The sequence below is a fragment of the Lysobacter sp. CFH 32150 genome, assembly GCF_022758295.1.
GTDB lineage: Bacteria > Pseudomonadota > Gammaproteobacteria > Xanthomonadales > Xanthomonadaceae > CFH-32150.
This window is the reverse complement of sequence record NZ_JALDWJ010000001.1, coordinates 54,164-78,851: the sequence shown is the minus strand read 5'-3', so window position 1 is coordinate 78,851 and position 24,688 is coordinate 54,164. Positions and strand designations below refer to the sequence as shown.

The window sequence follows — 24,688 nt, the reverse complement described above, 5'->3', positions numbered from 1 at the left end:
TGTCCGCAACAACATCGGCAGCAAGGGCCGCAGCTTCATCAGGCGTGGTGACCTTGTAGAGATCCCGCCGGGGATAACCTCGGCGGGGTCTAGTTTCATTTATCGAGGCTAATGGCGATGAAGCAGCAGGAACGACGCTATTTCGACTTGCCGGACGGACGAAAGTTACCGCTCCCCTTGCTTCCCAATCTCGATGAATTTTTGCTCGCCGGCAATTTTCGCGAGTTTACAGAGGGCCGGTTCTGGGCCTTCTTCGATGACGATACGCGCACCGGCGCGACCTATCAGTGGGATCACCAACTCTGGCACCTACATCAGCCCCACACGCGTGAATCCTTCTGGGCGTATTGCGAAGACCTGCTGCGCTGGGATGAAGAAAACGAACGTAACCGGCAGGTTGTGACTGCGCTAGGCACAGCGCTCGGTGTTCCTACCAATGACGGAGGCGCCAATGACTGAGCCAAATTTACGTGTCCGGATCTCCGCAGATCTTGCCGATATTAAACAAGGCCTCGGCCTGTTACGCGGCGACCTGGCCAAACTGAAAACGGACGCTGCGCGAGCGGTGCCCGATGCTGGTCAGTGGTCGCGCGGGATTGCGGGTGCTCGCCATGAGGTTGTCAAGTTAGCGGGTGCGTTCCTGAGCCTTCGCGCTGTCGGTGCAGTCATCCGCGGAATCATCGAGAACACGCGCGAGTCCGAAGAGGCTATGGCGCAGCTTCGCGCCGGCATCAAGTCGACTGGCGGCATCGCCGGCGTTACGGCCGATGAGATTGCGCTCTACGCCAGCGCGCTTCAAAAGACGACGACTTTCAGCGATGACGCGATCGTTCGAATGTCCGCGGTGGTCGCGACGTTCACCAATATCCGTGGCGCGGTGTTCAAGGATGCAATCCCCGCGATCCTCGATCTCAGCGTTCGACTTGGCACCGATCTCAACTCCGCTGCCATCCAGGTGGGCAAAGCGCTGAATGATCCGGTCAAAGGCATCACCGCGCTGGGTCGCGCAGGTGTGCAATTCTCGACGCAGCAGAAGGAAGTCATAGCCGACCTGGTCGAGACCGGAGACGTCGCCAAGGCGCAGCGCATCATTCTGGCCGAACTCACTACACAGATGGGCGGATCAGCGCCGGCCGCAGCGGATACGCTCTCCGGGGCGCTGCAGCAGGCACGAAACGCTTTCGGTGATCTGCTGGAGGGTGACAGCAGCCGCGGTGGGCTGAAGGACGCCAAGGTCGCGCTGCAGGAGCTCGCGCGGACCCTCAACAGTGCTGAGGTCAAAGCCGGCTTCGCATCGATCGTGAACGGTCTGGGAAACCTGATCAACTTCGCTGCTCGCGCAGTGGGTGCTGTCAATGGCATCCGCGTCGCGATCATTGACGCTCTGGCCAAGGATTCGCAGAAGACCTACCTCGGGTTGCTGGCGAAGTACTCAGCCCTCCAGGACGATCTGGCCAGTCTGGAGGGTGGACCCTTGCAGCGCGCCAGGCTGGTCGCCGGCGGTCGCTCTGGTGAGGTCGATCCATTGAAGGGACCGGCGGAGAATGCGGAGAAGTTGCGAGCCAAGCTCCAGGACATCAACGTGCTGCTGGCGAAGATGCGAGCGCAGCAATCCGCGAAGACCGCACCTGAGGGAGCCGCCGCTTCCGACAACCCCACGGGCGCAGCTTCCAGTTTCGACCCAGGGAAGGTTGGAAAGGGATCCGACGAGGCACGGCGCAAGGCCGAGGCCCTACGCAAAGAGATGGAGCGACTGGAAGCCCAGAGCAAGCTGGCGATGGAGCGGCTACAGCAAGAGGAGATCAAGCGCGAAGAGGCGCTGCAGGATCAACTCGATGCCGCTGACATCGAACTACTCCGCGCTACTGGCCGCAACGCTGAAGCATCGTTCAAAGAGATCGAAGCACGCTATGGCGAATTGCTGGATCGGCTGCGCAAGAACAGCAACGTCGCCGGCGTCGCGATAGTCGAGCAGTTGATCGACATCAAGAAGGTCCAGGCACGCCTGGAAGAGTTCCGGACCAAGATGCAGGAAATCACCGGAGCTCTACAGGCTGGCCAGACATCCCTCGGCGCCCAGGCAGCCGGCGGACTCATTAGAGATAACGAAGCCGAAGAGAAGGTCGCCACCCTGCGGGCAAAGTCACTGCAGCAGCTGCAGGATCTGCGCACCGCAGTGCAGGCCTACTACGAATCCACCAAGGATCCCGCCGTCCTCGCCTTCCTCCAGGAGCTCACCGGCAATATCGGTGATGTCGCTGCATCTCAGGATCGCCTGCAGCAGCAAGCGAAGGATATCGCGGTCGACTCGCTGACCAACTTCCTGACTGACCTAGCGACCGGCGCCAAGTCAGCGAAGGATGCCTTTAGGGACTTCGTGAGTTCCTTCGTCCGAGGCATCGCGCAGATGATTGCCCAGCAACTCGCGTTGATGGCGGTAAAGACTGCCATGCGGGCGATGGGGTTCGCGGTTATGCACGGTGGTGGCGTCGCCGGCGAAGGGGGCAGCATTCGCCAGGCAAATCCAATGCTGTTGGGGTTCGCGCCGCGTTACCACGGCGGGGGCATCGCCGGCCTCGGGCCGAAGGAAGTGCCAGCGATCCTCGAGCGCGGAGAGGAGGTGCTGACCAGGAACGATCCGCGGCACATCCGGAATGGTGGCGGCCAAGATCGCACGATCGTGAAGACACCAGTGGTGGCGATTGGCGACCGAGCCGTGGCCGACGCTTTAGCCGGTGCTGCAGGTGAACAAGTGATTCTGACCCACGTGCGCAATAACTGGGAGGGCTTGGTTCGTTATGCCGGCAGCTGAAAACACACGTCCTACGCGAACTGCTTCGTTGCAAGCGCAGAGATGAGGGCGGCAAGGATGGCCACCAAAATGGCCATGCGTCGATCAGTGCCTTTGTCGGCTTCCTCCTCTAGTCGGAGCAAGCCATCGGCGGTTGCGAATACACGTACCTCGCCGGCTTCCCATGGCTCGCGAGGGCAGCCGTAAATCTCAAAGCTCTCGCCGGGCTTCAGCATGATCTGGCAGAGCAACTCCGCGGTTTGATTGATTTTCTCTCCAAGAGAGCCTGCGGGTCTTCCTTGGCTCGCCATCGTGTCGGCGTGGACATAACCGGCATGGAAGAGCGCCGCAGCACCATAGAAGTCGACATACGTTCCGCGATTACGCGGCACCGCCTTCAGCCAATCAGTTGCCGACATCTCGCCTGCAGCTGCAAGAGATCGCAACAATTCCAGCTCGAAACGTTGTTTCTTAACCCACGGAAGTTGCATGGCCAGTCCAGCGCAGTTGTCGGCTCCGGCGCATGGTAGCCCTGGATTCAATCTGAGCCGTGCAACTATTCCCCAACCGCCCCCCAAAAACACTTAGGGCCGCCTCTCGGCAGCCCTAAGTGTTTGTTTTAACTGGCGTCCCCACGGGGATTCGAACCCCGGTCGCTACCGTGAAAGGGTAATGTCCTAGGCCTCTAGACGATGGGGACAGGTGAAACTTCAGCAAAGTGGTGGAGCCAGCCGGGATCGAACCGGCGACCTCTTGCATGCCATGCAAGCGCTCTCCCAGCTGAGCTATGGCCCCACTGCTGGAAAGCGCGAAAGTTTAGCGGGCTGCTGGAGTAAGCGTCAAGCGCCGTGTGCGCGCTTTAGTCGTCAATGTCGCCCTCCGGTTCAGAACCATACGCGCAGGCCCATCACGAAACGGGTGTCCTCGATGCTTGCGTCCTCGTCGCGGCGGAAATTCGCGGCGTCGCCATAAGCCCGTTCCCACGCGACGCCAATGTAGGGCGCGAACCGACGGGTGAACTCATAGCGCAGGCGTAACCCACCCTCGATCCGATTGAGCCCAGGACCGATGCCGCGGGGCGCGTCGCCCTGGCCATAAAGCTCTGCTTCGGCCTGCCACTGGAGGATTAGGCGATTGGTCAGCAAGGTGTCGTATTCCGCCTCCAACCGCGCAGCAGTCTGGCCGGACTGACCGATGTAAACGGTGGCTTCGACCTCGAATTTGTACGGCGCCACGCCCATCACCCCGAACGCGACGAAATCTTGCGAGGCGCCGGGCTCGCTGTCATGGCGAATGCCGGCGACGACATCCCACCAACGGGCGACGCTGCGTCCGTAGAGCACCTCGAGGTCGGCGCGCCGCGTGCGGCCGTCGATGCGCTCGCCCTCGCTACGCAAGCGGAGTTTGTTGAGATCGGTGCCGATCCAGCCTTGGCCTTTCCATTCCAGGCCGTTGCCGTGGTCGGCATTCGATGTTTCCAGACGATCCAGCAAGAAGTAGTACTGGATGCTGTTGTCATGCGCCGCATGGCCGCCAATATCCTGGAAGGCGGCAGCGCGGTCGTCATCCGTGAGTTCTGGAATCGGTGTGCGCGGCTGTTCAGTTGTCGCCGCAGGCTTCGGTTTGACCTCATGCTGCGCGTGGTCCTGCGTGACGGCTGTTGGCATCTGATGTTGCGAATGGTCCTGGGCACGCGCCACTGCGCTCAACGCCAGCAGGCCGATCGTGAATGGGGCGAGTGCGATGGTACGCGTGCTCATTCCTCGACCCTCACTTCACGCATCATCCCGGCTTCCATGTGATAGAGCAGGTGGCAGTGATACGCCCAGCGGCCGAGCGCATCGGCACGGACGCGGTAGCTGCGCTTGCTGCCTGGTGGCATGTCGATGGTGTGTTTACGCACCTGGAAGTTGCCGTGTTCGTCCTCCAGGTCGCTCCACATGCCGTGCAGGTGGATGGGATGGGTCATCATCGTGTCGTTGACCAGCACGATGCGCATACGCTCGCCGTAATTGAGCTTCAACGGGTCGGCGCTGGAGAACTTGACGCCATCGAATGACCAGGCGAACTTCTCCATGTGTCCGGTGAGGTGTAGTTCGATCGTGCGCCCGGGATCGCGCCCGTCGGGATCTTCGAATGTGCTCTTGAGATCGGCGTAAGTGAGCACCTTGCGGCCGTTGTCGCGCAGGCCGATGCCCGGATCATCGAGCTTCGGCGTTGGCGACATGGTCTGCATGTCGACCAGCGGGTTGCCAGTTTCGCTGGCGGGATGGCTCACCATGTTGCCGTGGTCCATGCCTTGCACCTGCATGTTCGCGCCACAACCGCCTTCCATGCCTTTCATCTTCGACATGTCGTGGTCCATGCGGCTGCCGTGGCCCATGTCCTGCATCGTCAGCAGCGGACGCGGATCGACTGCAGGCACGGGTGCGCGCAGACCCTCGCGAACAGCAAGCGTGCCGCTGACGTAGCCGGTGCGCCCCATGTCTTGCGCGAAAATCGTGAACGCGTCCTGGCCCGATGGTTCGACGATCACATCGAAGGTCTCGGCAGCGGCGATGCGGAACTCCTCCACCGATACCGGGTGCACGTACTGTCCATCGGCGGCGACCACGGTCATCTTGAGGCCGGGGATACGCACGTCGAAGTGGGTCATCGACGAGCCATTGATGAAGCGCAGTCGCACTTTTTCGCCGGAGCGGAACAAGCCGGTCCAGTTGCCGAGCGAAGTCGTGCCGTTGATCAGGTAGGTATAGGTGTGTGCATTGACGTCCGACAGATCGGTCGGCGTCATGCGCATTTCACCCCACGACTTACGGTCTGCGCTCGTCGCATCGAGTCCGTTTTTATCGACATCGCGGAAGAAATCGCCGACCGTGCGTTTGTAATAGTTGTCGTGGCTCGGCATTTTCTTCAGCCGCGAGAACAGCGCTGCCGGATTCAGGTCGGTCCAGTCCGACAACAGGACCACGTAGTCGCGGTCATAGGCGAACGGCTCGGGATCGGCAGGATCGATCACCAGCGCGCCATAAAGTCCGGCTTGTTCCTGCATCGCGGAGTGGCTGTGGTACCAGTAGGTGCCACCCTGGCGCACCTGGAGGCGGTAGGTGTAGGTCTCGCCACGATGGATGCCGTTGAAGCTCAGCCCCGGCACGCCGTCCATGTTGGCCGGCAGCAGGATGCCGTGCCAATGCAGTGAAGTTTCATGGCCGTGGATCGAACCGGCCGGCAATTGATTGGACACGCGCAAAGTGACGGTGTCGCCTTCGCGCCAACGCAGGATCGGCGCGGGCAGGGAACCATTTACCGTGATCGCAGTGCGCGTGCGACCGGTGAAGTTCATCGGGGTTTCGCCGATGGCCAGATCGAACTCGGTGCCGGCGAGCACATTCGGCCGGTCCGGTGATTTCAGCGCCCATAACGGCTTCGACCAAAGCCCGAGGCCGGCGACGGCGCCACCCGCGGCTAGTCCCTGCACGAAATGTCGTCGCGACAGTTTGGAGCGCTGTTCGTAATCGGAAAAATCTGCAGACATCGAGCACCTCGCAAAAGTTATCCGCAACAGGACGAGCCTTGCTGCTTGGGCGGGCAGGGCACCGTTCCATAGGAACAGAACACGCAGCAGTCGCCAGTTTTGGGTTGCAGGACTTCGCCGCAGCCGGCGCAGTCATAGAAGAACCAGCAGGCGTCGACGGGCATGGTTTCGGCCGTGCGATGCCCGCAGAGCGGGCAGGTCAATGTGCTTTGCAGTTCAAGCTTGGTCGTGATCAAGACAGCCTCGGCAGGACGAATGCGAACAACGCTCCAATCGCCGTGCAGAGCAGGGCGATACTCCACAGCCACCCACTGGCCCGACGCAGACGATTGCAGGCCCTCGCAAGATCCGGATCCGCAGGACAGGGCAGCGCGCGTGCGCGCCAGAGGAGGGCGCCTGACAACGCCAGCATCGCGAACGCGACGCTGAAGACGCCTGCTTTGTGTTCCGACAACCAGATCAGCTGCGGCACCGCAGTCACCAATCCGGCCAACGCTGCGCCAGCACCCAGCGTCACCATCACCGCGGGCAAGACGCAGCACACCAGCGTGCCGCTGCTGGCGATCAACGTGACCGCCGCTACGCCGAGGTTGCGGCGCAACGGTGCATTGGCGGCGTCAGTCATCGGTGGCCACCCGCTGCTTGATGGCTTCCAGCGAAGCGTCGCTGCGCCGGATCGCCACGATCGTGTAACCAGAATCCTTGATTGCCTTTTGCAGGGCGGCATCGTCGATGTCCATGCCGTCCTTCAGTTCCACCGCGACGAGGCGATGTTCGAGACTGACGTACACCGCGTGCGTGGCCGGGAACTTCTTCAGCGTCTTCTCGATGCCCTGCGCGCAGAACGCGCAGACCAAACCGTTGACGTCCATCTCGATGGTCCTGGCCGAGGCCAGCATCGAAACGCTTAGCAGCAAACCGAATGCGGTTGCCTTGAGGAATTTCATTTGCGCTACTCCATATCAGAAGGTGAACATGGCCATGGCCTGCAATTTGCCGTCGGTCGTAGCGCCGATCTCCACCCACGTTCCACCCTTGAAGAAGCGGACGAGCAGGGCAGTCTCGGTGCCATCAAACAGATCGCCGGTGTAGCGGCGGCCCTGGACGACGAACCAGGTGGCCAGTGTTTCGTAGTCGTGCGCGTAGGGCGCCCAGCCGAGTTGCAGGGTGTCGATGCGATGCGAGTACCAATCGCTTTCCTGCAGGTCGGAACGAAACGCGGCATACAGCCGCCGGGTTTCGAGATCGGCCTGGAAGCCGGCGTTGCGCGCCAGCGTGCTGCCGGCGAAATCGTTGCCGGTCGCACGCCCTAGCCCGCCCCAGACGAACACGTTCGCCTGCGCGCCCGGCAGGTTCCAGCGCTTCGCCAGCAGATTGCCGCGGATGTAAGTGATATGACGCTGCTTGGCGCCGTCCTCGCTGGTCAGCGCGGTCCAGCCGACGCCCGTCGACCACCAATAACGCGGCGCATAGAACACCTGCGCCTCGCTCATGGTGCCGGCGCCGTATTCGAACATCGCAGTCGTGCCTTTTGCGAATGCGATCGGCTTGGCGCCCAATGGCGGCGCCAGCATGCCCAGGGCAAGTGCGCCCAGGACAGGGAATATCGGTTTCATGGGAAGTCTCCCGAATGCGTCGCAATCGCGACGAACCATGCCGCACTACGGCATGGAGTCGGAACCGGGGAGACTCAGGCGATCGGTGGCCTCAGCGGCGGTCCGTGTGCAGGCGTGATCCGCCCGAGCACGGGCGGCGGGAACTCATTCGCGGCCATGGCCAAGTACGGCAGCAAGTGCGATTCGGCTCCAGGTACCGCCAGGAAATTGCCGGCCATGCAATACGCCATGCCGCAGCCGTGATCGGGCCCGCAGCAATCGCCATCGCAATTTTCATCCGGCGCAGTATCTGCCTGCGGCGGGGCGATGGCGTCGGACTTGTCGGCCATCATCATGTCGTGACACGGCATATCTTCGTCGTCAGCGGCCACTACGGCTGGAACCGGCTCGAGTGCTCCTGCGACCTGCGCAAACGTGTTGCTGGCCACGGCCATGCCTTGCAGCGACATCAGTACGGCCAACAGGCCGCACAGGCTGCGTTTGATCGATTGGCGGGTACGGCTGCGCATGGGTGCAAATTAACCCCTAAACCGGGGCAGCGGCAAGGCGAGCGGCAATCGGCAGTCGGTGCGGATTTACCGTATATCGGCAGAGGACGCTGTCAGGCTATCCCCTCAAGCGCGACAGACGGTGCAAGCCATGCGCTGCAAGCTCTTCTGAATGGCGGCTGGTGGCAATGCCGAAGGTGTCCAGTGCGTGCGCGTAGAGCGTCAGCAGGCGGTCGTTACCGATCAGGTGAACGTGTCGCGGATGCGGCGACTGCGCGCGGATCTCGTGCCCGATCAGCAAGCCCGACAGGTACGAGGGCGATTCCATGTCCGACAGTCGTCCGAGGAGTCCTGCCGTGCGCACTCCGAACAAGTGGTGCAGCAATCCGCCTGCGTCGCCGCTGCGTAGGAGGCCTTTGTCGAACGCTGCGGCATCGAAAGGTGGATCCTCCGCCGACATCAGCCTTGCCAGCACGCTGTGGGTGCGGAACAAGGCGTAGGCTTCGCCGGTCATCGCGGTATGAATGGATTGGATCATCCCATCGCGTACTTGGGCCCATTTGCTGTGCGTCCCGGGTAGGCAGACGGTGTGGGTACCGTCGCCGATGGCATCCAACAGGCCAATGATCTGCGTTTCCTCGCCACGCATGACGTCGGCCGTCGAAGTGGAACCGTGATTGATCATACCGGGGACGATTCGCAATTCACGGCCGGCCAACGCAGTCGTGGATTCTTCGAGAGACACGATCGCCGCCGCAATTTCGCTCGCGCCCGCCGGACATTTCACGTACGGCACTTCCTTCCAGCCGCCACGCGCACCGACCATGCCGCACATCATGATGAGCGTGTCGTCCCATCCATCGATATGGCGGGCAAGCACGTCAGCGAACCGGCGCTCGCAGGACAGTGCGCCAACGTCGACACGGCGCTGGTCGAGGACAACGCCACGATCATCGAGGCAGTAGGCACGCAGGCTGCTGCTGCCCCAGTCGACCGCGATCATGCGGTCGTCACCAGGCGGTCTTCCGGCAAGCCGCGCACATCCGCCATCGGCAGGCGATAGATGCCACCCGCATGGGGCATGTGCACCAACTCATCCACAGTCATGTCCTCACGCGCGGTAGTGACGTACAACTCGGCGAAGTTCGCGCCACCGAACGTGCAGCACGATGGATTCTTGGCCGGGATCGCGAGGATACGCTCGATGCTGCCATCGTGGCGGTAGCGCACGACGCGCGCGGCGCCCCACTGCACGTTCCACAGGAAGCCTTCGGCATCGATGATCGAACCATCCGGTGAAGCGCCTTCCGCATCGACATGCGCGAACCCACGCACGTTGGAAACCGACGCGAGATCCGCCTCATAGTCGCAACAAAGAATTTCTGGCACCCGGGAGTCGCAGAAATACATCGTGCCACCATCGAGACTGAAGCAGATGGAGTTGGGAATGGCGGCGGCTGGCAAGGCGAGGCGGCGTAAGCCGCGGGCGAAGGAAAACTGGTAGTAGCCGCCGGTCGCCGAGTCGTCGCGCTCATTCTTGGTGCCGAACACGAAGTTGCCATGGCGATCGGTGCGGCCATCGTTGATCCGCGTATCGTCGCGGTCACGCTCGACTTCGGCGACTTGCTTCAACGCCAGGGCATCGACGCCATCGACGTCGGTCAGGTAGAGGCCCTTCGCCAGGCCCAGCAGCAGCTGGCCGTCGTCGCACAGCGAAAAGCAGCCGAGGCGCTCGGGCAAGTTCCAATGGCGGGTGACACCGCCGTCCGGCACGTGCATCCACAATCGCGCCGCCGTGATGTCGGTCCAGAACAGTGCGCTGCGTCGTTCGCACCACAGGACGCATTCGCCCAACTCGCAGCGGCTGTCGACCGCGAGCTCCGGTTCGACCTTCGCCGCTGCGTATGCGGTCATGCCATTACCACTCGGCGACGCTGCCGTCGGCATGCCGCCATACCGGATTGCGCCATTGTGGCGGACTGGCAGCAGCAGCACGCAACCGCTCTTCGTCGATCTCCACGCCCAGGCCGGGGCCCGGCAACGCGGCGATGTGCCCGTCCACGCATTCGAAATCTTGCTTGTTGATCACGTAGTCGAGCAGGTCGGCGCCATGGTTGTAGTGGATGCCGATGCTTTGTTCCTGCAGCACGGCGTTCCATGAGACGAAATCGACTTGCAGGCACGCCGCCAATGCCACCGGCCCGAGCGGGCAGTGCGGTGCGAGCGCGACATCGTGGGCTTCGGCCATGGCTGCAATCCTGACGCATTCGGTGATGCCGCCGGCATGCGACAGGTCCGGCTGCACGATCGACAGGCCACCGCCTTCGAACACGCGCTTGAAGTCGAACCGCGAGTACATGCGCTCGCCGGCGGCGAGCGGGATGGGGGTCGCCGCCGCCAGCTGCGGATAGTACTCGGACTGTTCAGGCAGCACCGGCTCTTCGACGAACAGCGGACGCAGCGGTTCCAGCTCGCGCAGAAGCACCCGTGCCATCGGCACGCTGACGCGGCCGTGGAAGTCGATGCCGAAGCTGACCGAATGCCCGAATGCAGCGCGGATCTCGGCCACTTTTTCCACCGCCGCATCCACGGCACGCGGCGTGTCGATCATGCCGAACTCTTCGGTACCGTTGAACTTGAACGTGTCGTAGCCCAATGCCTGCAATGTGTTTATCTGCGCAATGATGTCCGCGGGCCGATCGCCACCGACCCAGCGGTATGTCTTCATGCGGTCGCGCACGCGTCCGCCAAGCAATTCGTAGACCGGCACGCCCAGCGCCTTGCCCTTGATGTCCCACAAGGCCTGGTCGATGCCGGCGATGGCGCTCATCAGCACCGGGCCACCGCGATAGAACCCGCCGCGATACATGGTCTGCCAGAGGTCGTTGATGCGCGATGGATCCTTGCCTATCAGGTATTCCGACAGCTCGTGCACGGCCGCTTCCACGGTCTGCGCGCGACCTTCGACAACCGGTTCGCCCCAGCCGGCGATGCCCTCATCGGTTTCGATCTTGAGGAACAACCACCGCGGTGCGGCGTGATAGGTGCTCAGGCGCACGATCTTCATGCTGTGTGTTCCAGCAAGGCCTGTCGGAAGGCACGCGCGTGCTCGCGCGTGGTTTCGACCGACTGGCCTGGTTTGTAAAGGTCGCCGCCGATGCCGGCCCCGGTGCTGCCCGTGGAGAGGTAGGCGGGCAACATGGTCGGGGTAACGCCACCGACGACGAAAAGTGGAATAGGGGGCAACACCGCGCGCAGCGCGGGCACCAGTGATGGTCCGTACACCGAGGCCGGAAACAGCTTGAGCATCTGCGCGCCGGCCGCGATGGCGGCGAACGCCTCACTGGCGGTGGCGAAGCCGGCGACGACCTGCAACCCGCGCTGGACTGCATGACGGATCACGGGCGGATTCGTATTCGGCGTGACGATGAAACGCACGCCGAGGTCGAGCAGCGTGTCGACGTCCTGCTCGCGCAGCACGGTGCCGCCACCGATCCAGGCCTTCGCACCGAACTCGCGCACGACGGCGCCGATGCTGGCAGTCCAGTCCGGTGAGTTGAGCGGAATCTCGATGGCGTCGAAGCCTTCCTCGACCAATGCACCAACGTGCTCGACTGCTTCCTCCGGCCTGATGCCGCGCAAGATCGCGATCAGTGGCAGTCGAAATGGCGGGTCAGAGGCGAGGGCGGCTTGGCTCATCCGTCGTGGCTCACTCGTGATAGAGCTGCGACCGGCCGCCATCGATCAGGATGTCGGTGGCGTTGATGAAGCGTGCTTCGTCGCTGGCGAGGAACAACGCGGTATAGGCGACCTCTTCGGGCGTGCCGATACGCTTGCACGGCAGCAGTTCGGTTTGCTCGCGGCGCTTGGCCTCGGGGTCGGGGCTGGCTGCGAACCAGGCCGCGATGCGCGGCACCAAGATCAATCCGGGGGATATAGAGTTGACCCTGATGCCACGCGCCGCGTATTCGATCCCCAACGCACGGGTCAGGCCGATCAGGCCGTGCTTGGCGACGGGGTAGGGGAATGCGCCAGGAATGATCTTGTGCGCATGCACTGAAGCGATGTTGACGATGCTGCCCGCGCCCTGCGCCAGCATCGATGGCAGCACGGCGCGCGTCGCGTTCCAGGCGCCTTTGAGGTTCAGCGACAGGCAACGGTCCCAATCGTCGTCGCTTAACGACAGCGGATCGCGGAACACGTCGCCGCCCGCATTGTTGATCAGCACGTCGATTCGGCCGTGGCGGGCACGCGCCTGTTCGATGGCCGCTCCGATGGCGGCGACATCGGTCACGTCGGCACGCAGGTATTCCACCTGGGGCGATGGCTCGTCGGGGGCATCGCGATCGACGCCAAACACAAGCGCCCCGTGCTGGGCGAACAACTGCGCCGTCGCCGCGCCGATGCCGCGCGCCGCGCCGGTGACGATGGCGATCTTGCCCTGCAGGCGGGCGCTCATGACGCGCACCGCAGATGCAGGGGCAGCAAGCGACTCAAGCGGCAAGCCTTGTCGTCGTCCTGCTTCGCCATGCTTGGTCCTCCCGGCCCTGTGCTTCCTGTTGCCTGTGGAATCCGGAGACGTACGAACCCGCATTGGTCCCCTGCGCGGGGTAGCGAAATGGCCGTCCGGCGGCGCTGGCGGGGGATAGCCCCGCGGCAGCACGATGCGTGAAAAAGATATATTCGGCCAATGAAATTTTCGTCATATTGTATTCCTCCAGAGAATACTCAGGAAAAACACATGAGTCAGTCAGGCACGAACTGGGCGAACGCAACGCGACTGAAGACGCGGCAATTGCTGTTGCTGTTGCAACTGTCCGAGCACGGCTCGGTCCTGCGTGCAGCCGAGGCGGCGAATATGACCCAGCCGGCGGCATCCAAGCTGCTGACGGAGATGGAGAGCATGCTCGGGGTCAAGCTGTTCGACCGCCACGCGCGCGGTGTGGTGCCCACCTGGTATGGCCAGGCCCTGATTCGCCATGCCCGCGCCGCGCTGACCGAACTCAGCCGTGCGCATGATGAGATCGTCGCGCTGCGCAAGGGGCAGATGGGGGAGGTGGCCATCGGCACCGTGGTCAACCCGGGTACCAACCTGGTGCCGCAGGCCATTGCAGCGGTCAAGCGCGAATTCCCCAACCTGCTGATCCGCGTCGAAATGGACTATAGCCGCCCGCTGGTGGCCAAGCTGGTCGACGGCCGGTTGGACATGGTGGTCGGCCGCATCCTCGGGCCGGACGGGTTGGCGGAACTGGACTTCGAGCCCTTGGCCGACGAGCCGCATTCGCTGATCGCACGCGCCGGGCACCCCCTGACACGCCGCCGCGACCTGGAGCATTCGGACCTGCTCGAGTACGGCTGGATCCTGCCGCCGCCGGCCAGCCTGCTGCGTGCGCGCATGGATGCGATGTTCCTGGAACACGGGCTTCCGTGGCCGCAGAACATCGTCGAAACCTCAGCCTTGCCGGTGATCACCGACCTGCTGCGAAACAGCGACCTGCTGACGGCGCTGCCGGTGGATTCGGTCGCGCCCTACACGCAGGCGAATATGTTGACCGTGCTACCGATCGAGTTGGGCGTGAGCATCGAATCGTTCGGCATCATCCGCCGCCGCGACCAGTTGCTCTCGCCGGGCGGACAACGCGTGCTTGAAGTGCTGCGTATCACCGCCGGTCGGCTCTACGCGGAGCCACCGCCTCAGCAGAACGCACGGCGCCCGCGGTCAAACAACCTCGACCACTTGGGCGAGGACTGAGTAGTGCCGGCCGTTTAGATGTATTCCAGACAAATATAGATCGCTCGGAATATTTCATTTGTATGGCATGACGGCGGATGCCTATTCTCCGCCCGAAGCCGCGCAATGCCTCTCATCCCACCCCCGGGCAAGCACGGTCGACATCCGCCGAAGAGTGGAGATCGCAAGCCAGTTTGAAGCGGTACATCGGGCGCCGGCCAATAGGGCCCCGACCACAACTCGAGATCGTGCCAAGGGTCCTGGGAGGGAACTAGCATGTCAACGCGCCAACCGCGCCACCCGTCAAATCGGGGGGTGCTTCAATGTCATACCCGCGAATCAACGCGCCAACCGCGCCACCCGTCAAATTGGGGGGTGCTTCAATGTCATACCCGCGAATTCCAGCGTTCGGCCCTTGCCCTCGCTGCATTGAGCGCTAGCGCGCATACACGGCAGCGCGCGTCTTCAACGATGTCTGGTCGATTTGCCTGGATGGCCCTGCCGGATTCCCGGCCCGAGACCTGCACGTTCAACGAGTCGCGACCGCGCGATTACCGCATCGGTCGCCACCACGGCGTCACGTGACGGACCGGTTCTGTAGCCGCTCCGACCGCCATTCCAAATCTCGCATGTGCCCCTGGGAGGGAACATCCATGTCATCGCACCAGAGCCAGCCGGTTTCCCGGAAGGCGAATCAAGGCTCCATCCGCGACGCGAAGCGTTCGGCCATCGCGCTCGCCATCGCTGCATTGTTGAGCGCTAATGCGCACGCGCAGGATGCAGCTGCGGCCAAGGACGACCAGGAAACGAAAGAGGAAGCGAAAAAAGAGGAAGCAACCTCGCTCGATACCGTCGTCATCACCGGAATCCGTGGTTCTGTCTACAGGGCGCAGGACATCAAGCGTGACGCCGACACCTTCGTCGACTCGGTCACTGCACTCGATATCGGCGCGTTGCCCGATCGCAGCGTCACCGAAACGCTCTCGCGCATTCCCGGCGTGACCATCGACCACTTCCTGTCGGTGGGCGATCCGGAACACTTCTCGGCCGAAGGCAACGGCGTGCAGGTCCGCGGTTTGACCCAGGTTCGTTCCGAACTGAATGGTCGCGACAGCTTCTCTGCATCCGGCGGCCGCAGCCTGAGCTTCCAGGACGTGCCATCCGAACTGATGTCCGGCGTCGACGTCTACAAGAACCAGAAGGCCGACATGATCGAAGGTGGCCTGGGCGGCACCGTGGATCTGCGCACCTTCATGCCCTTCGACTTCGATGGCCAGAGGATCAGCGCCAGCGTCAGCGAGAACTACGGTGACTTCGTCGAGAAATACAAGCCTTCCGTCTCCGCGCTGTACAGCAACAGCTGGGACACCAGCGTCGGCAAGGTCGGCTTCCTGGTCGATATCGCGCACTCGGAACTGGCCACCCGCACCGACGGCATGTTCGTGCGGCCGTTCTTCAAGAACGACAACAACGATCTGAACGGCGACGGCGTCAACGAGGAGCTCTGGCTGCCGCGAGGCGCCGACTGGCGCACGCTGGAGTACGAACGCGAGCGCGATGGCGCCTATGTCGCCATGCAGTGGCGCCCCACCGACGCCATCGAGCTCTACGCAACCGCCTTCCAGAGCAAATACGACGAGCTCTGGTTCGAGGACGCCATCTTCGTCTCGAACGATCCCCTCCAAGTAGCGCTTGACACAAGCCAGCCTTATGTAATGGACGGCAATGTGTTCCGTTCGGGCCGGCTCACCCAGGCCGGCGGCGTCCCCATGGGAACGGATATCCGCGCTTCCCACCGCGATTCCAAGACGACCGACTACTCCGTCGGCATGAATTGGAAACTCACCGACAGCACCGAACTTTCGACCGAGCTGCAGTACATCAAGGCCACCACCAAGAGCCTGGATTCCACAGTGTCGTTGGGCGTCAACGTGCCCTATATCGACGTTGCCGTCGGTGACGGTGGCGTGCCGTCCATCGGCGTCGACGAGCAGTTCACGGGAAATCCCAATAACTATTATTGGGGCTTCACGATGGATCATCAGGACGACAACAAGGCCGATGAAGTAGCCTGGCGCGCCGACCTCAAGCACAGCTTCGACGGCGGCTTCCTCGAGTCGTTCGAGTTCGGCGTCCGCTTGACCAATCGGGACGCCACCAGCATCGATACCGGCTACAACTGGAAGCCGGTGTTCCAGACCTGGATGCGTGGGTGGGCGCTGCCGGGCACCGGCCCAATGCCGCCGCTGGATCTGAACAGCACAGTCAACTCCAGCCTGGTGCACCTCAATACGTTCAACAATTTCTACCGCGGCGACGCCAACACGCCGGGTTCCTTCTTCGCGCCCATACTGGAAACTGCGCTTGGTTATCCAGGCAGCTACCAGGACATCCACGATGCCGCATCCCCTTACTACAATTGCTGCATAACGTACGCACGGACGGAACTGGACAACCGGCACACCAACGTCCAGAGCGAGAAGACCCAAGCCGCCTATGCGATGCTGAACTTCGCCCTGGACGACGCACGTATCGACGGCAACATCGGCGTGCGCGTGGTTCGCACCAAGAATTCCGCCAAGGGTTTCCTGATCTACCCGAATGTTTCCTATGCGCCCTACCTGGGGGCCGGTGAATCGGAGCCCGTCACTGCCAAGAATTCCTACACGGACGTGCTGCCCAGCCTGAACCTGCGCTGGGAAGCTGCCGACGACCTGATCGTGCGTTTCGCCGCCTCCAAGGCCATCGCCCGACCGGCCTTCAGCGACATGCAGGCCTACCAGGTGCTGAACGCCAGCCCGCGATCCGGCGTCACGCCACCGACCGACGGCAGCCCGCTGCCTGTCAGCGACCTGGAGCTGACCGGCAGTTCCTTCGACAACCCCTACCTGGAGCCGATGAAGGCCAACCAGTTCGACCTGTCGCTGGAGTGGTACTTCGCTCCGGACAAAGGCGGCATGGCCTGGATCAACTTCTTCCACAAGGACATCAAGGACTATTTCCGCCGCCAGTCGCAACTGGTTGCCTATCCGGGCGCCGATGGCAACGAATACAACTACCTGATCAGTCGCCCCGTGAACGTCGGCACGGCGCGCATCCAGGGTGCGGAGATCGGCTGGAACCAGTTCTTCGACTTCCTGCCTGCGCCCTTCGATGGACTGGGAATGTCGGCGAACTACACCTATATCGACAGCTCGACCAAGGTGCCGAACAATCTTGATACGGTGCCGCGAGACACCGATGGCTCGCTGTTTGGCGACCAGCCGGCCGATGGCCTGTCCAAGAATTCCTACAACGTGGCCGCCTTCTACGAGAAAGGCCCCTGGCAGATCCGCCTGGCCTACAACTGGCGCAGCGAGTACCTGCTGTCGGTCGGTGCCAATGGTTACAACGGCGGAGACGGCGGTATTCCCTGGAAACTGCCGGTGTACAGCGACGACTACGGCCAGCTGGATGGCTCGATCTTCTACAAGATCACCGACCACATCCAGCTCGGCCTGGAGATGAACAATCTCAACAACGCCGAGCAGCGCACGATCATGGAGCAGAACGCGGCCGGCCGCCGCGTCACCTCCTGGTACGTGAACGACACGCGCTACGCCGCGACCCTCCGCGTGACGTTCTGAGCGTGACTGGGAAGGGGAGGTGCTTCCTCCCCTTCCTCGGTCAGCTGGATGCCTCGCTGTTCTACACCATCAACAACCACGTTTGGATCGGTGTGCAGGCACCGACCGAGATCGGTATCGACTGGAACAACTGAACCGCGCGAGCTGCCGGCATCGGTACATGACCTGTGGCGACATGAAGACCTCGCTCCGGCAAGCAACTACTCCGCAATGGTGCAACGCATGGGGTGGTCGTGCTGAAGATCCAACCTCGAACCCGAACCGCCGAGACTCAATGAAGAAGATGCCACGCCAATCCGTCGCGACCTCACGATCGATCGCAGCGGGACTAACTGCGGCCCTGATGTTGTGCGCATGCGGCCCACAAGCTGCGCCACCGCCCGCACCGCAGGCTGCGACGGCCGGCATTGCGAATCCAGCCTCGTGGCCAAAGTCGGCCAGCCACGGCTTGAAGAACGCGGAGACCGAAGCCTTCGTCGGCGAACTGATGGCGAAGATGAGCCTGGAGGAAAAGGTCGGCCAGATGATCCAGGGCGACATCTCCAGCGTCCGCCCCGAAGACCTGCGCAAATATCCGCTCGGTTCGATCCTCGCCGGCGGCAACTCGCCACCGCTGGGCGCGCCCGATCGCGCGCCGGCCGGACCGTGGATCGAAACCGCCCGCGCCTATCGCACCATTTCACTCGAGGAACGCGAAGGCCACGTGCCGATCCCGGTGATGTTCGGCATCGACGCCGTGCACGGCAACAACAACGTGATCGGTGCGGTGATCTACCCGCACAACATCGCGCTGGGTGCTGCGAACGATCCTGCATTGATGCGTCGCATCGGCGCCGCCACCGCGGCGGAAACCGCAGCAGTCGGCATCGACTGGGCGTTCGGACCGACGCTGGCCGTACCGCAGAACGACGGCTGGGGTCGTGCGTACGAAGGCTATTCCGAGAATCCTGATCTGGTCCGCAGTTATGCCAGCGAGATGGTGCTCGGTTTGCAGGGTGAAGCAGGCGCGCAACTACCTTTGCAAAGCGGCCATGTCGCATCTTCGCCCAAGCACTTCCTCGGCGATGGTGGCACCCACGCCGGCATGGATCAGGGCGACAACCGCTCCAGCGAAGCGGACCTGATCCGCATCCATGCTGCGGGCTATCCCGCTGCGATAGAAGCCGGCGCGATGACGGTGATGGCATCGTTCTCGAGCTGGCAGGGCGTGAAGATGCACGGCAACCGCAGCCTGCTGACCGATGTGCTGAAAGGGCGCATGGGCTTCGACGGTTTCGTCGTCGGCGACTGGAACGGGCACGGACAAATTCCCGGTTGCAGCAACGAGAGTTGCGCCGCGACCTTCAATGCCGGCGTCGACATGGCGATGGCGCCGGACAGCTGGAAAGGCCTGTACGAGAACACGCTGGCCCAGGCACGCTCCGGCGAAATACCAATGGCGCGCATCGACGATGCGGTACGCCGCATCCTGCGGGTCAAGTATCGCCTGGGCCTGTTCGATCAGGCGCGTCCATGGGAAGGCAAGGCTGGCGTGATCGGTGCGCCCGAGCATCGCGCACTGGCACGCGAGGTGGTTCGCAAATCGCTCGTGCTGCTGAAGAACAATGGTGGGGTGTTGCCGATCAAGGCGTCGGCGAAAGTGCTCGTCGCCGGTTCCGGTGCCGACGACGTTGGCCAGCAGTCCGGTGGTTGGAGCCTCTCGTGGCAGGGCACGGGCAACCAGCGTGCCGATTTCCCGAATGCGCAGACGATTTTCGAAGGCTTGCGCGAGGCGCTGCAGTCGAGCGGCGGACTTGCGGAGTTGAGCGTCGACGGGAAGTTCAAGCAGCGTCCCGACGTGGCCATCGTGGTGTATGGCGAAACGCCTTACGCGGAACTTGTTGGCGACATCCAGACCCTCGAATTCCAGCCGGGCGAGAAACAGGACCTTGCCTTGTTGAAGAAGCTGAAAGCGCAGGGCATTCCGGTCGTATCGGTGTTCCTGTCCGGACGTCCGTTGTGGGTGAACCCGGAGCTCAACGCTTCCGACGCTTTCGTCGCAGCATGGCTGCCGGGCACCGAAGGCGGCGGCATCGCCGACGTGCTGGTCGCTGGCGCCGATGGCAAGCCGCGTCATGATTTTCACGGCAAGTTGTCGTTCTCATGGCCACGCACCGCGGCGCAACTGGAATTGAACAAGGGCCAGGCGAACTACGACCCGTTGTTTCCACTCGGCTATGGCTTGACCTATGCATCGACAACGACCGTGCCGATGCTCGCCGAAGTCTCCGGCGTGAGTGCCGCCACTACCAACGCCGGCAACTACTACCGCAACGGGCGCAGCCTGCCGCCATGGCAGTTGGCTTTGCGCCACGACGCAAAAACGACGCTCGCCACAGGCAACAGCGCGGACTCCGACGGCGGCGCATTGTCGTTGCGTGCCACCGACGCCAACGGCATCCAGGAAGGTGGACGTCGCCTGCGCTGGAGTGGCAGCAGCGAAGCATCGGTGGCCGTCGTCAGCAATGCCGCTGAGAAGTCGGTGAACCTCGAACGCCAGGCCAACGCCGACATGGTGTTGCAGCTGCAATACCGCGTCGACAGCGCGCCGGAGGGACCAGTGTCGCTTGCAATGGATTGCGGCGCGGGTTGTCGCGGCGCCGTCGACGTGACTTCGATCTTCAACGCACCTCCGGCCGGGCAGTGGCGCACGGTCAAATTCAGGCTCGACTGTTTCCGCAAGGCGGGCGCGAAGCTGGCGAATGTCGTCGAACCGTTCGTACTGAGCACGGCTGCCGCGTTCGAACTGTCGATAGCGGAAGTGCGACTGGTGGCGGACCCGGCCGGCGCGGTGTGTCCCGGCCAATGATCAGCGTGCGCTCCTACTGCCTGGCTGCGTTGCTTGTTGTCGGCAGTATCGGCGCTGCGCGTGCCGCGGATGCGGCTGCGCCGTACGAATGGAAGAACGTGGCCATCGGTGGCGGCGGATTCGTCACCGGCGTGACGTTCCATCCACGAGAGAAGGGTCTTGCTTACGCGCGCACCGACGTCGGCGGCGCCTATCGTTGGGACGACAAGTTGCAGCGCTGGATTGCGCTGACCGACTGGCTCGGTCCCGAAGACGACAACCTGATGGGCATCGAAAGCATCGCGATCGATCCCTCCGATCCCGAGCGGCTGTACCTGGCAGCAGGCACCTATCTCAACGCGAAGGTAGGCAACGGCGCGATCCTGCGTTCATCTGATCGCGGCCGCACGTTCCAGCGCACCAACCTGCCGTTCAAGCTGGGCGGCAACGAGATGGGTCGCGGCAACGGTGAGAGGCTGGCGGTCGATCCCAGCGATGGACGCGTGGTGTTCTTCGGCTCGCGCAACGCGGGACTGTGGCGCAGCGAGGACGGTGGCGCCGTCTGGGCCCCGGTCAAATCTTTTACCAACATCGCCACCTCCGTGTCCGCCGGTGTGCAGACGTCATGGGCCGGTTTGCAACCGGTGGGCATCGTGTTCGTGGTGTTCGATCCGGCCAGCAGTCAGCCGGGCAGGGCGACGCCGAAGCTGTACGCCGGCGTCTCCACCCGCGACACCAGCCTGTACGAATCCAACGATGGCGGCGCGACATGGATCGCGGTGCCGAAGCAGCCGAAGGGCCTGCGCCCCAACCACATGGTGCACGCGAGCGATGGCGCCTTCTACCTGAGCTACGGCGACGAACCCGGCCCCAACACCATGAACAACGGCGCGGTGTGGAAATACACGCCGACCTCGGGCGAATGGGAAGACATCACGCCCGCGCCGCAATCCACCGACACCGAACGGGACGGTTTCGGCTGGGGCGCGGTGACGGTGGATCCACGCAATCCGCAGGTCCTGCTCGCCACCACGTTCTGTCGTTATGAGCCGCACGACGAGATCTTCCGTAGCACTGATGGCGGCAAGCATTGGACGCCGTTGCTGCAGCATTCCCGCTTCGATCACTCGGCTGCGGCGTGGACGCGCGATGCTTATCCGCACTGGATGGCGGACATCGAGATCGATCCCTTCGATGCGGATCACGCGATCTTCGTCACCGGCTACGGGCTTTGGGCCTCGCGCAACCTGACTACATCCGATCGCGGCCAGGGTGTGGAGTGGTGGTTCAAGAACGCCGGCCTGGAGGAAACGGTACCGCTGGCTTTGATCAGCCCGCCGCAAGGCGCGCATCTACTGAGCGGCGTGGGCGACATCGACGGCTTCCGCCACGACGACGTGGACAAGCCGACGTTGCAGTTTGCCGGCCCGCGCCTCACCAACACCGAAAGCATGGCCTTCGCCGGACAAGCGCCGCAGATCGTTGTGCGCAGCGGGCGCATCCGCGACCGCCGTAACAACGAAGTGCGTGCAGCGTGGTCGCAGGATGGCGGCACCACGTGGCAGCCCTTCGCCAACGAACCGCCGCAGACGAGCGAAGGGGCAGGGCACATCACGATCGCCGCCGACGGCAAGCGCGTGATCTGGACGCCGGTGAAATCCGGCGCGTGGATCACCGCAGATTTCGGCAAGCACTGGCAAAAGGTCAAGGGTGTGCCCGATGGCGCGGTGATCGAAGCCGACAAGGTCGATGAAGGCATCTACTACGCATTCGATGGTGCTACCGGCAAGCTCTACGTCAGCGGCAACGGCGGCGTTGAGTTCAAGGAAGTCGCCGGAGGCGTTGGCGAATTCGGCGACTGGTTCCGCCCTGAAATCCATCCGGATCCGCAGCGCAGTGCGGTGGTCTATCTCACTGCATCCTGGCGCGGTTTGCTGCGCTGGTCGGCAGGCAAGCTGGAGCGATTGGCGGGTGTGGAGCACATCGAATCGCTAGGCCTGGGCAAACCGAAGGAAGGCAGCACTGCGCCAACATTGTTCGTGGCCGGCAAAGTTGATGGCAAGGCAGGCCTGTTCCGCTCCGATGACGACGGCAGCAGCTGGCAGCGCATCGACGACGACGCGCATCGCTTCGGCAAGATCTGGCGCGTCACCGGCGATCCGCGGATCCATGGTCGCGTGTATTTCGCCGCCAGCGGGCGGGGAATCCTGTATGGCGATCCGCGCTGACTCCAAGAAAATGCGCTTCGCCCGTCGGCTCGCCATTGCGCTGCTGACACTCCAGCCGTTGCTGGCGAAGGCACAGGGTTACACCGCGCGCCCGCAAGAACGCGTGCGCGAAGCGCTTCCGGCTGCTGCAGGCGTTGCATCCGCGCCGCTGACAAACCTGCCGGCACGCAAGCGGCATAGTCTCAACGGCAAGTGGCAGGTGTTGGTAGACCCGTACGCTTCCGGCATCGGCGACTGGAAAGCGGTATGGAAAGATCGAACCGCCGAAAGCAAGACCGAGTTCTACGAATACGGCTTCGATGACACCATCACGCTGGACGTACCGGGTGATTTCAACACGCAGCGGCGGGACCTGACGTGGTTGGAAGGTTCGGTGTGGTATCGCAAGGCATTCAGGTACGAGCTTGGTGAAGGGCGTCGCCTGTTCGTCCACTTCGGCGGTGCCAATTACCGCGCGGATGTGTTTCTCAACGGCAAGAAACTCGGCAGCCACGAAGGTGGATTCACGCCGTTCCAGTTCGAACTCACGGACCTGCTGCAGGACGGCGAGAACCGTCTGCTGGTGCACGTCAACAACGATCGCCGCAAGGACGGCGTTCCGGCGCAGGGCTTCGACTGGTTCAACTATGGCGGTCTGACCCGCGATGTGGATCTGGTCGAAACGCCGCGGAGCTACATCCAGGATTATTCCATCCAGCTGGCACCCGATTCGCTGCAACACGTCGACGGCTGGGTGAAGGTTGCCGGCGGCACACCGCGGCAACAGGTCACCGTGCGCGTTCCCGAGTTGAAGGTGGACGTGCGCACGCAAACCGATGCGGATGGCTACGCGCGTGTGCGCTTCGATGCACAGTTCGCATTGTGGTCGCCGGAGCAGCCAAAGCTGTATCGCATCGAGGTTTCCACCCGCGACGAAGCGCTGGAGGAAGACATCGGCTTCCGCAGTCTCGCTGTGCGCGGCGACGAAATCCTGCTCAACGGCAAGCCGCTGTTCCTGCGCGGTGTCAATCTGCACGAAGAGATCGACGGCCGCCGCGCTCACTCCGAAGCGGATGCAAAGCGTCTCCTGGAACAGGCCAGGCAATTGGGCGCGAACTTCGTGCGCCTGGCCCATTACCCGCACAACGAGCATCTTGTCCGCTTGGCGGACCGCATGGGATTGCTGCTGTGGCAGGAAATCCCGGTCTACCAGGGCATCGACTTCGCTGACGCTGGCATGCAAGCCAAACTGGAGACGATGTTGGCGGAGATGGTCGGGCGCGATCGCAATCGTGCTGCGGTGGCGCTATGGGGCATCGCCAATGAAACCTCGCCAAATCCGCAACGCGATACGGCACTGTCCGCACTGGCGCAACATGCACGTCGACTTGATCCCACCCGGCTGGTGAGTGCAGCGCTGTATGCGCCGGGCTTCGATGCCCACACGCTGACCGTCGCCGATCCGCTGGTGGCATCGCTCGATGTAGTCGGCGTCAACGAGTACTTCGGCTGGTACACACCATGGCCGGTCGAGCCCGAGCAAGCCGTGTGGAAGCCGTTCGGGAAGCCGCTGCTGATCAGCGAATTCGGCGCCGAAGCTCGGTACGGCAATCACGGAGCGGACGATGTGGCCTCTGGCTGGAACGAGGAATTCCAAGCCGAGTTCTATCGCAAGCAACTGCGCATGCTCGAGCGAATTCCGTTCCTGCGTGGTGTGGTGCCCTGGGTGCTGATGGACTTCCGTTCGCCCGTGCGCATCCATCCGTTCCAGGCGGGGTACAACCGCAAGGGCCTGCTATCCGAACGAGGGGAGCGCAAGCTGGCTTGGCAGATCATTCGGGACTATTACGTGGAGGCGAAGCTTTGA

Annotated in this window: 21 protein-coding genes and 2 tRNA genes; 8 read left to right on the top strand and 15 right to left on the bottom strand. The window is 62.9% G+C overall.

From position 1 onward, the window contains the following. Nucleotides 1-117 precede the first annotated feature (117 nt). Together MO486_RS00280 and MO486_RS00275 are read left to right on the top strand one after the other, a co-directional pair. Nucleotides 118-459 carry a hypothetical protein gene (locus tag MO486_RS00280; RefSeq protein WP_242903528.1) on the top strand — a complete coding sequence of 114 codons (342 nt, stop codon included), beginning with the start codon at nucleotides 118-120 and terminating at the stop codon, nucleotides 457-459. After that, a complete protein-coding gene (locus tag MO486_RS00275; protein ID WP_242903526.1) occupies nucleotides 452-2,812 on the top strand; it encodes a hypothetical protein in 2,361 nt (786 codons plus the stop codon). Before MO486_RS00280 ends, MO486_RS00275 begins: the two co-directional genes overlap by 8 nt. 11 nt (nucleotides 2,813-2,823) lie before the next feature. Here the strand turns inward: MO486_RS00275 and MO486_RS00270 are convergent, their stop codons facing one another. From MO486_RS00270 to MO486_RS00200, 15 genes are all read right to left on the bottom strand, one after another. Continuing rightward, on the bottom strand, nucleotides 2,824-3,282 hold the full coding sequence (locus tag MO486_RS00270) for a hypothetical protein (protein ID WP_242903524.1): 459 nt from the start codon (nucleotides 3,280-3,282) through the stop codon (nucleotides 2,824-2,826). 133 nt (nucleotides 3,283-3,415) lie between these two features. Continuing rightward, nucleotides 3,416-3,491, bottom strand: a tRNA-Glu gene (locus MO486_RS00265). A 19-nt stretch (nucleotides 3,492-3,510) separates the two neighbouring features. Continuing rightward, nucleotides 3,511-3,586, bottom strand: a tRNA-Ala gene (locus MO486_RS00260). Between the two features lie 89 nt (nucleotides 3,587-3,675). After that, on the bottom strand, nucleotides 3,676-4,551 hold the full coding sequence (locus tag MO486_RS00255; protein WP_242903522.1) for a copper resistance protein B: 876 nt from the start codon (nucleotides 4,549-4,551) through the stop codon (nucleotides 3,676-3,678). Beyond that, on the bottom strand, nucleotides 4,548-6,326 hold the full coding sequence (locus tag MO486_RS00250) for a copper resistance system multicopper oxidase (protein WP_242903520.1): 1,779 nt from the start codon (nucleotides 6,324-6,326) through the stop codon (nucleotides 4,548-4,550). The genes MO486_RS00255 and MO486_RS00250 overlap by 4 nt, the downstream gene beginning before the upstream one ends. Before the next feature lie 17 nt (nucleotides 6,327-6,343). After that, a complete protein-coding gene (locus MO486_RS00245; RefSeq protein ID WP_242904572.1) occupies nucleotides 6,344-6,559 on the bottom strand; it encodes a GDCCVxC domain-containing (seleno)protein in 216 nt (71 codons plus the stop codon). Next, nucleotides 6,559-6,951 (bottom strand): hypothetical protein, encoded by a 393-nt coding sequence (locus MO486_RS00240; RefSeq protein WP_242903518.1) that lies wholly within the window; start codon nucleotides 6,949-6,951, stop codon nucleotides 6,559-6,561. Before MO486_RS00240 ends, MO486_RS00245 begins: the two co-directional genes overlap by 1 nt. Continuing rightward, nucleotides 6,944-7,273, bottom strand: coding sequence for a heavy metal-associated domain-containing protein (locus MO486_RS00235; RefSeq protein ID WP_242903516.1), 330 nt, complete (start codon nucleotides 7,271-7,273; stop codon nucleotides 6,944-6,946). Before MO486_RS00235 ends, MO486_RS00240 begins: the two co-directional genes overlap by 8 nt. A 15-nt stretch (nucleotides 7,274-7,288) precedes the next feature. Further along, nucleotides 7,289-7,942, bottom strand: coding sequence for a hypothetical protein (locus tag MO486_RS00230; protein WP_242903513.1), 654 nt, complete (start codon nucleotides 7,940-7,942; stop codon nucleotides 7,289-7,291). A gap of 74 nt (nucleotides 7,943-8,016) precedes the next feature. Next, on the bottom strand, nucleotides 8,017-8,451 hold the full coding sequence (locus MO486_RS00225) for a hypothetical protein (RefSeq protein ID WP_242903511.1): 435 nt from the start codon (nucleotides 8,449-8,451) through the stop codon (nucleotides 8,017-8,019). 97 nt (nucleotides 8,452-8,548) lie between these two features. Next, complete coding sequence (locus tag MO486_RS00220) at nucleotides 8,549-9,433, bottom strand: 2-dehydro-3-deoxygalactonokinase (protein ID WP_242903509.1); 885 nt, start codon at nucleotides 9,431-9,433, stop codon at nucleotides 8,549-8,551. Next, complete coding sequence (locus tag MO486_RS00215) at nucleotides 9,430-10,344, bottom strand: SMP-30/gluconolactonase/LRE family protein (protein WP_242903507.1); 915 nt, start codon at nucleotides 10,342-10,344, stop codon at nucleotides 9,430-9,432. Before MO486_RS00215 ends, MO486_RS00220 begins: the two co-directional genes overlap by 4 nt. A 4-nt stretch (nucleotides 10,345-10,348) precedes the next feature. Next, a complete protein-coding gene (gene dgoD / locus MO486_RS00210) occupies nucleotides 10,349-11,497 on the bottom strand; it encodes a galactonate dehydratase (RefSeq protein ID WP_242903505.1) in 1,149 nt (382 codons plus the stop codon). Next, on the bottom strand, nucleotides 11,494-12,129 hold the full coding sequence (locus tag MO486_RS00205) for a 2-dehydro-3-deoxy-6-phosphogalactonate aldolase (protein WP_242903503.1): 636 nt from the start codon (nucleotides 12,127-12,129) through the stop codon (nucleotides 11,494-11,496). Before MO486_RS00205 ends, dgoD begins: the two co-directional genes overlap by 4 nt. A 10-nt stretch (nucleotides 12,130-12,139) precedes the next feature. Further along, nucleotides 12,140-12,889: an SDR family oxidoreductase gene (locus MO486_RS00200; RefSeq protein ID WP_242903500.1), complete on the bottom strand. Its 750-nt coding sequence runs from the start codon at nucleotides 12,887-12,889 to the stop codon at nucleotides 12,140-12,142. 282 nt (nucleotides 12,890-13,171) lie between these two features. Here MO486_RS00200 and MO486_RS00195 point away from each other — a divergent pair, with 282 nt between their 5' ends. From MO486_RS00195 to MO486_RS00175, 6 genes are all read left to right on the top strand, one after another. Continuing rightward, a complete protein-coding gene (locus MO486_RS00195; protein WP_242903498.1) occupies nucleotides 13,172-14,182 on the top strand; it encodes a LysR substrate-binding domain-containing protein in 1,011 nt (336 codons plus the stop codon). Between the two features lie 632 nt (nucleotides 14,183-14,814). Further along, complete coding sequence (locus MO486_RS00190; RefSeq protein ID WP_242903496.1) at nucleotides 14,815-17,787, top strand: TonB-dependent receptor; 2,973 nt, start codon at nucleotides 14,815-14,817, stop codon at nucleotides 17,785-17,787. 2 nt (nucleotides 17,788-17,789) lie between these two features. Then, nucleotides 17,790-17,921: a hypothetical protein gene (locus MO486_RS16370; protein WP_255745326.1), complete on the top strand. Its 132-nt coding sequence runs from the start codon at nucleotides 17,790-17,792 to the stop codon at nucleotides 17,919-17,921. Between the two features lie 140 nt (nucleotides 17,922-18,061). Continuing rightward, the gene (locus MO486_RS00185) at nucleotides 18,062-20,635 is read left to right on the top strand and encodes an exo 1,3/1,4-beta-D-glucan glucohydrolase (RefSeq protein WP_242903494.1); all 2,574 of its coding nucleotides are present in this window, start codon (nucleotides 18,062-18,064) and stop codon (nucleotides 20,633-20,635) included. Then, the gene (locus MO486_RS00180; protein ID WP_242903491.1) at nucleotides 20,632-22,842 is read left to right on the top strand and encodes an exo-alpha-sialidase; all 2,211 of its coding nucleotides are present in this window, start codon (nucleotides 20,632-20,634) and stop codon (nucleotides 22,840-22,842) included. Before MO486_RS00185 ends, MO486_RS00180 begins: the two co-directional genes overlap by 4 nt. Continuing rightward, complete coding sequence (locus MO486_RS00175) at nucleotides 22,826-24,688, top strand: glycoside hydrolase family 2 TIM barrel-domain containing protein (protein ID WP_242903489.1); 1,863 nt, start codon at nucleotides 22,826-22,828, stop codon at nucleotides 24,686-24,688. The genes MO486_RS00180 and MO486_RS00175 overlap by 17 nt, the downstream gene beginning before the upstream one ends.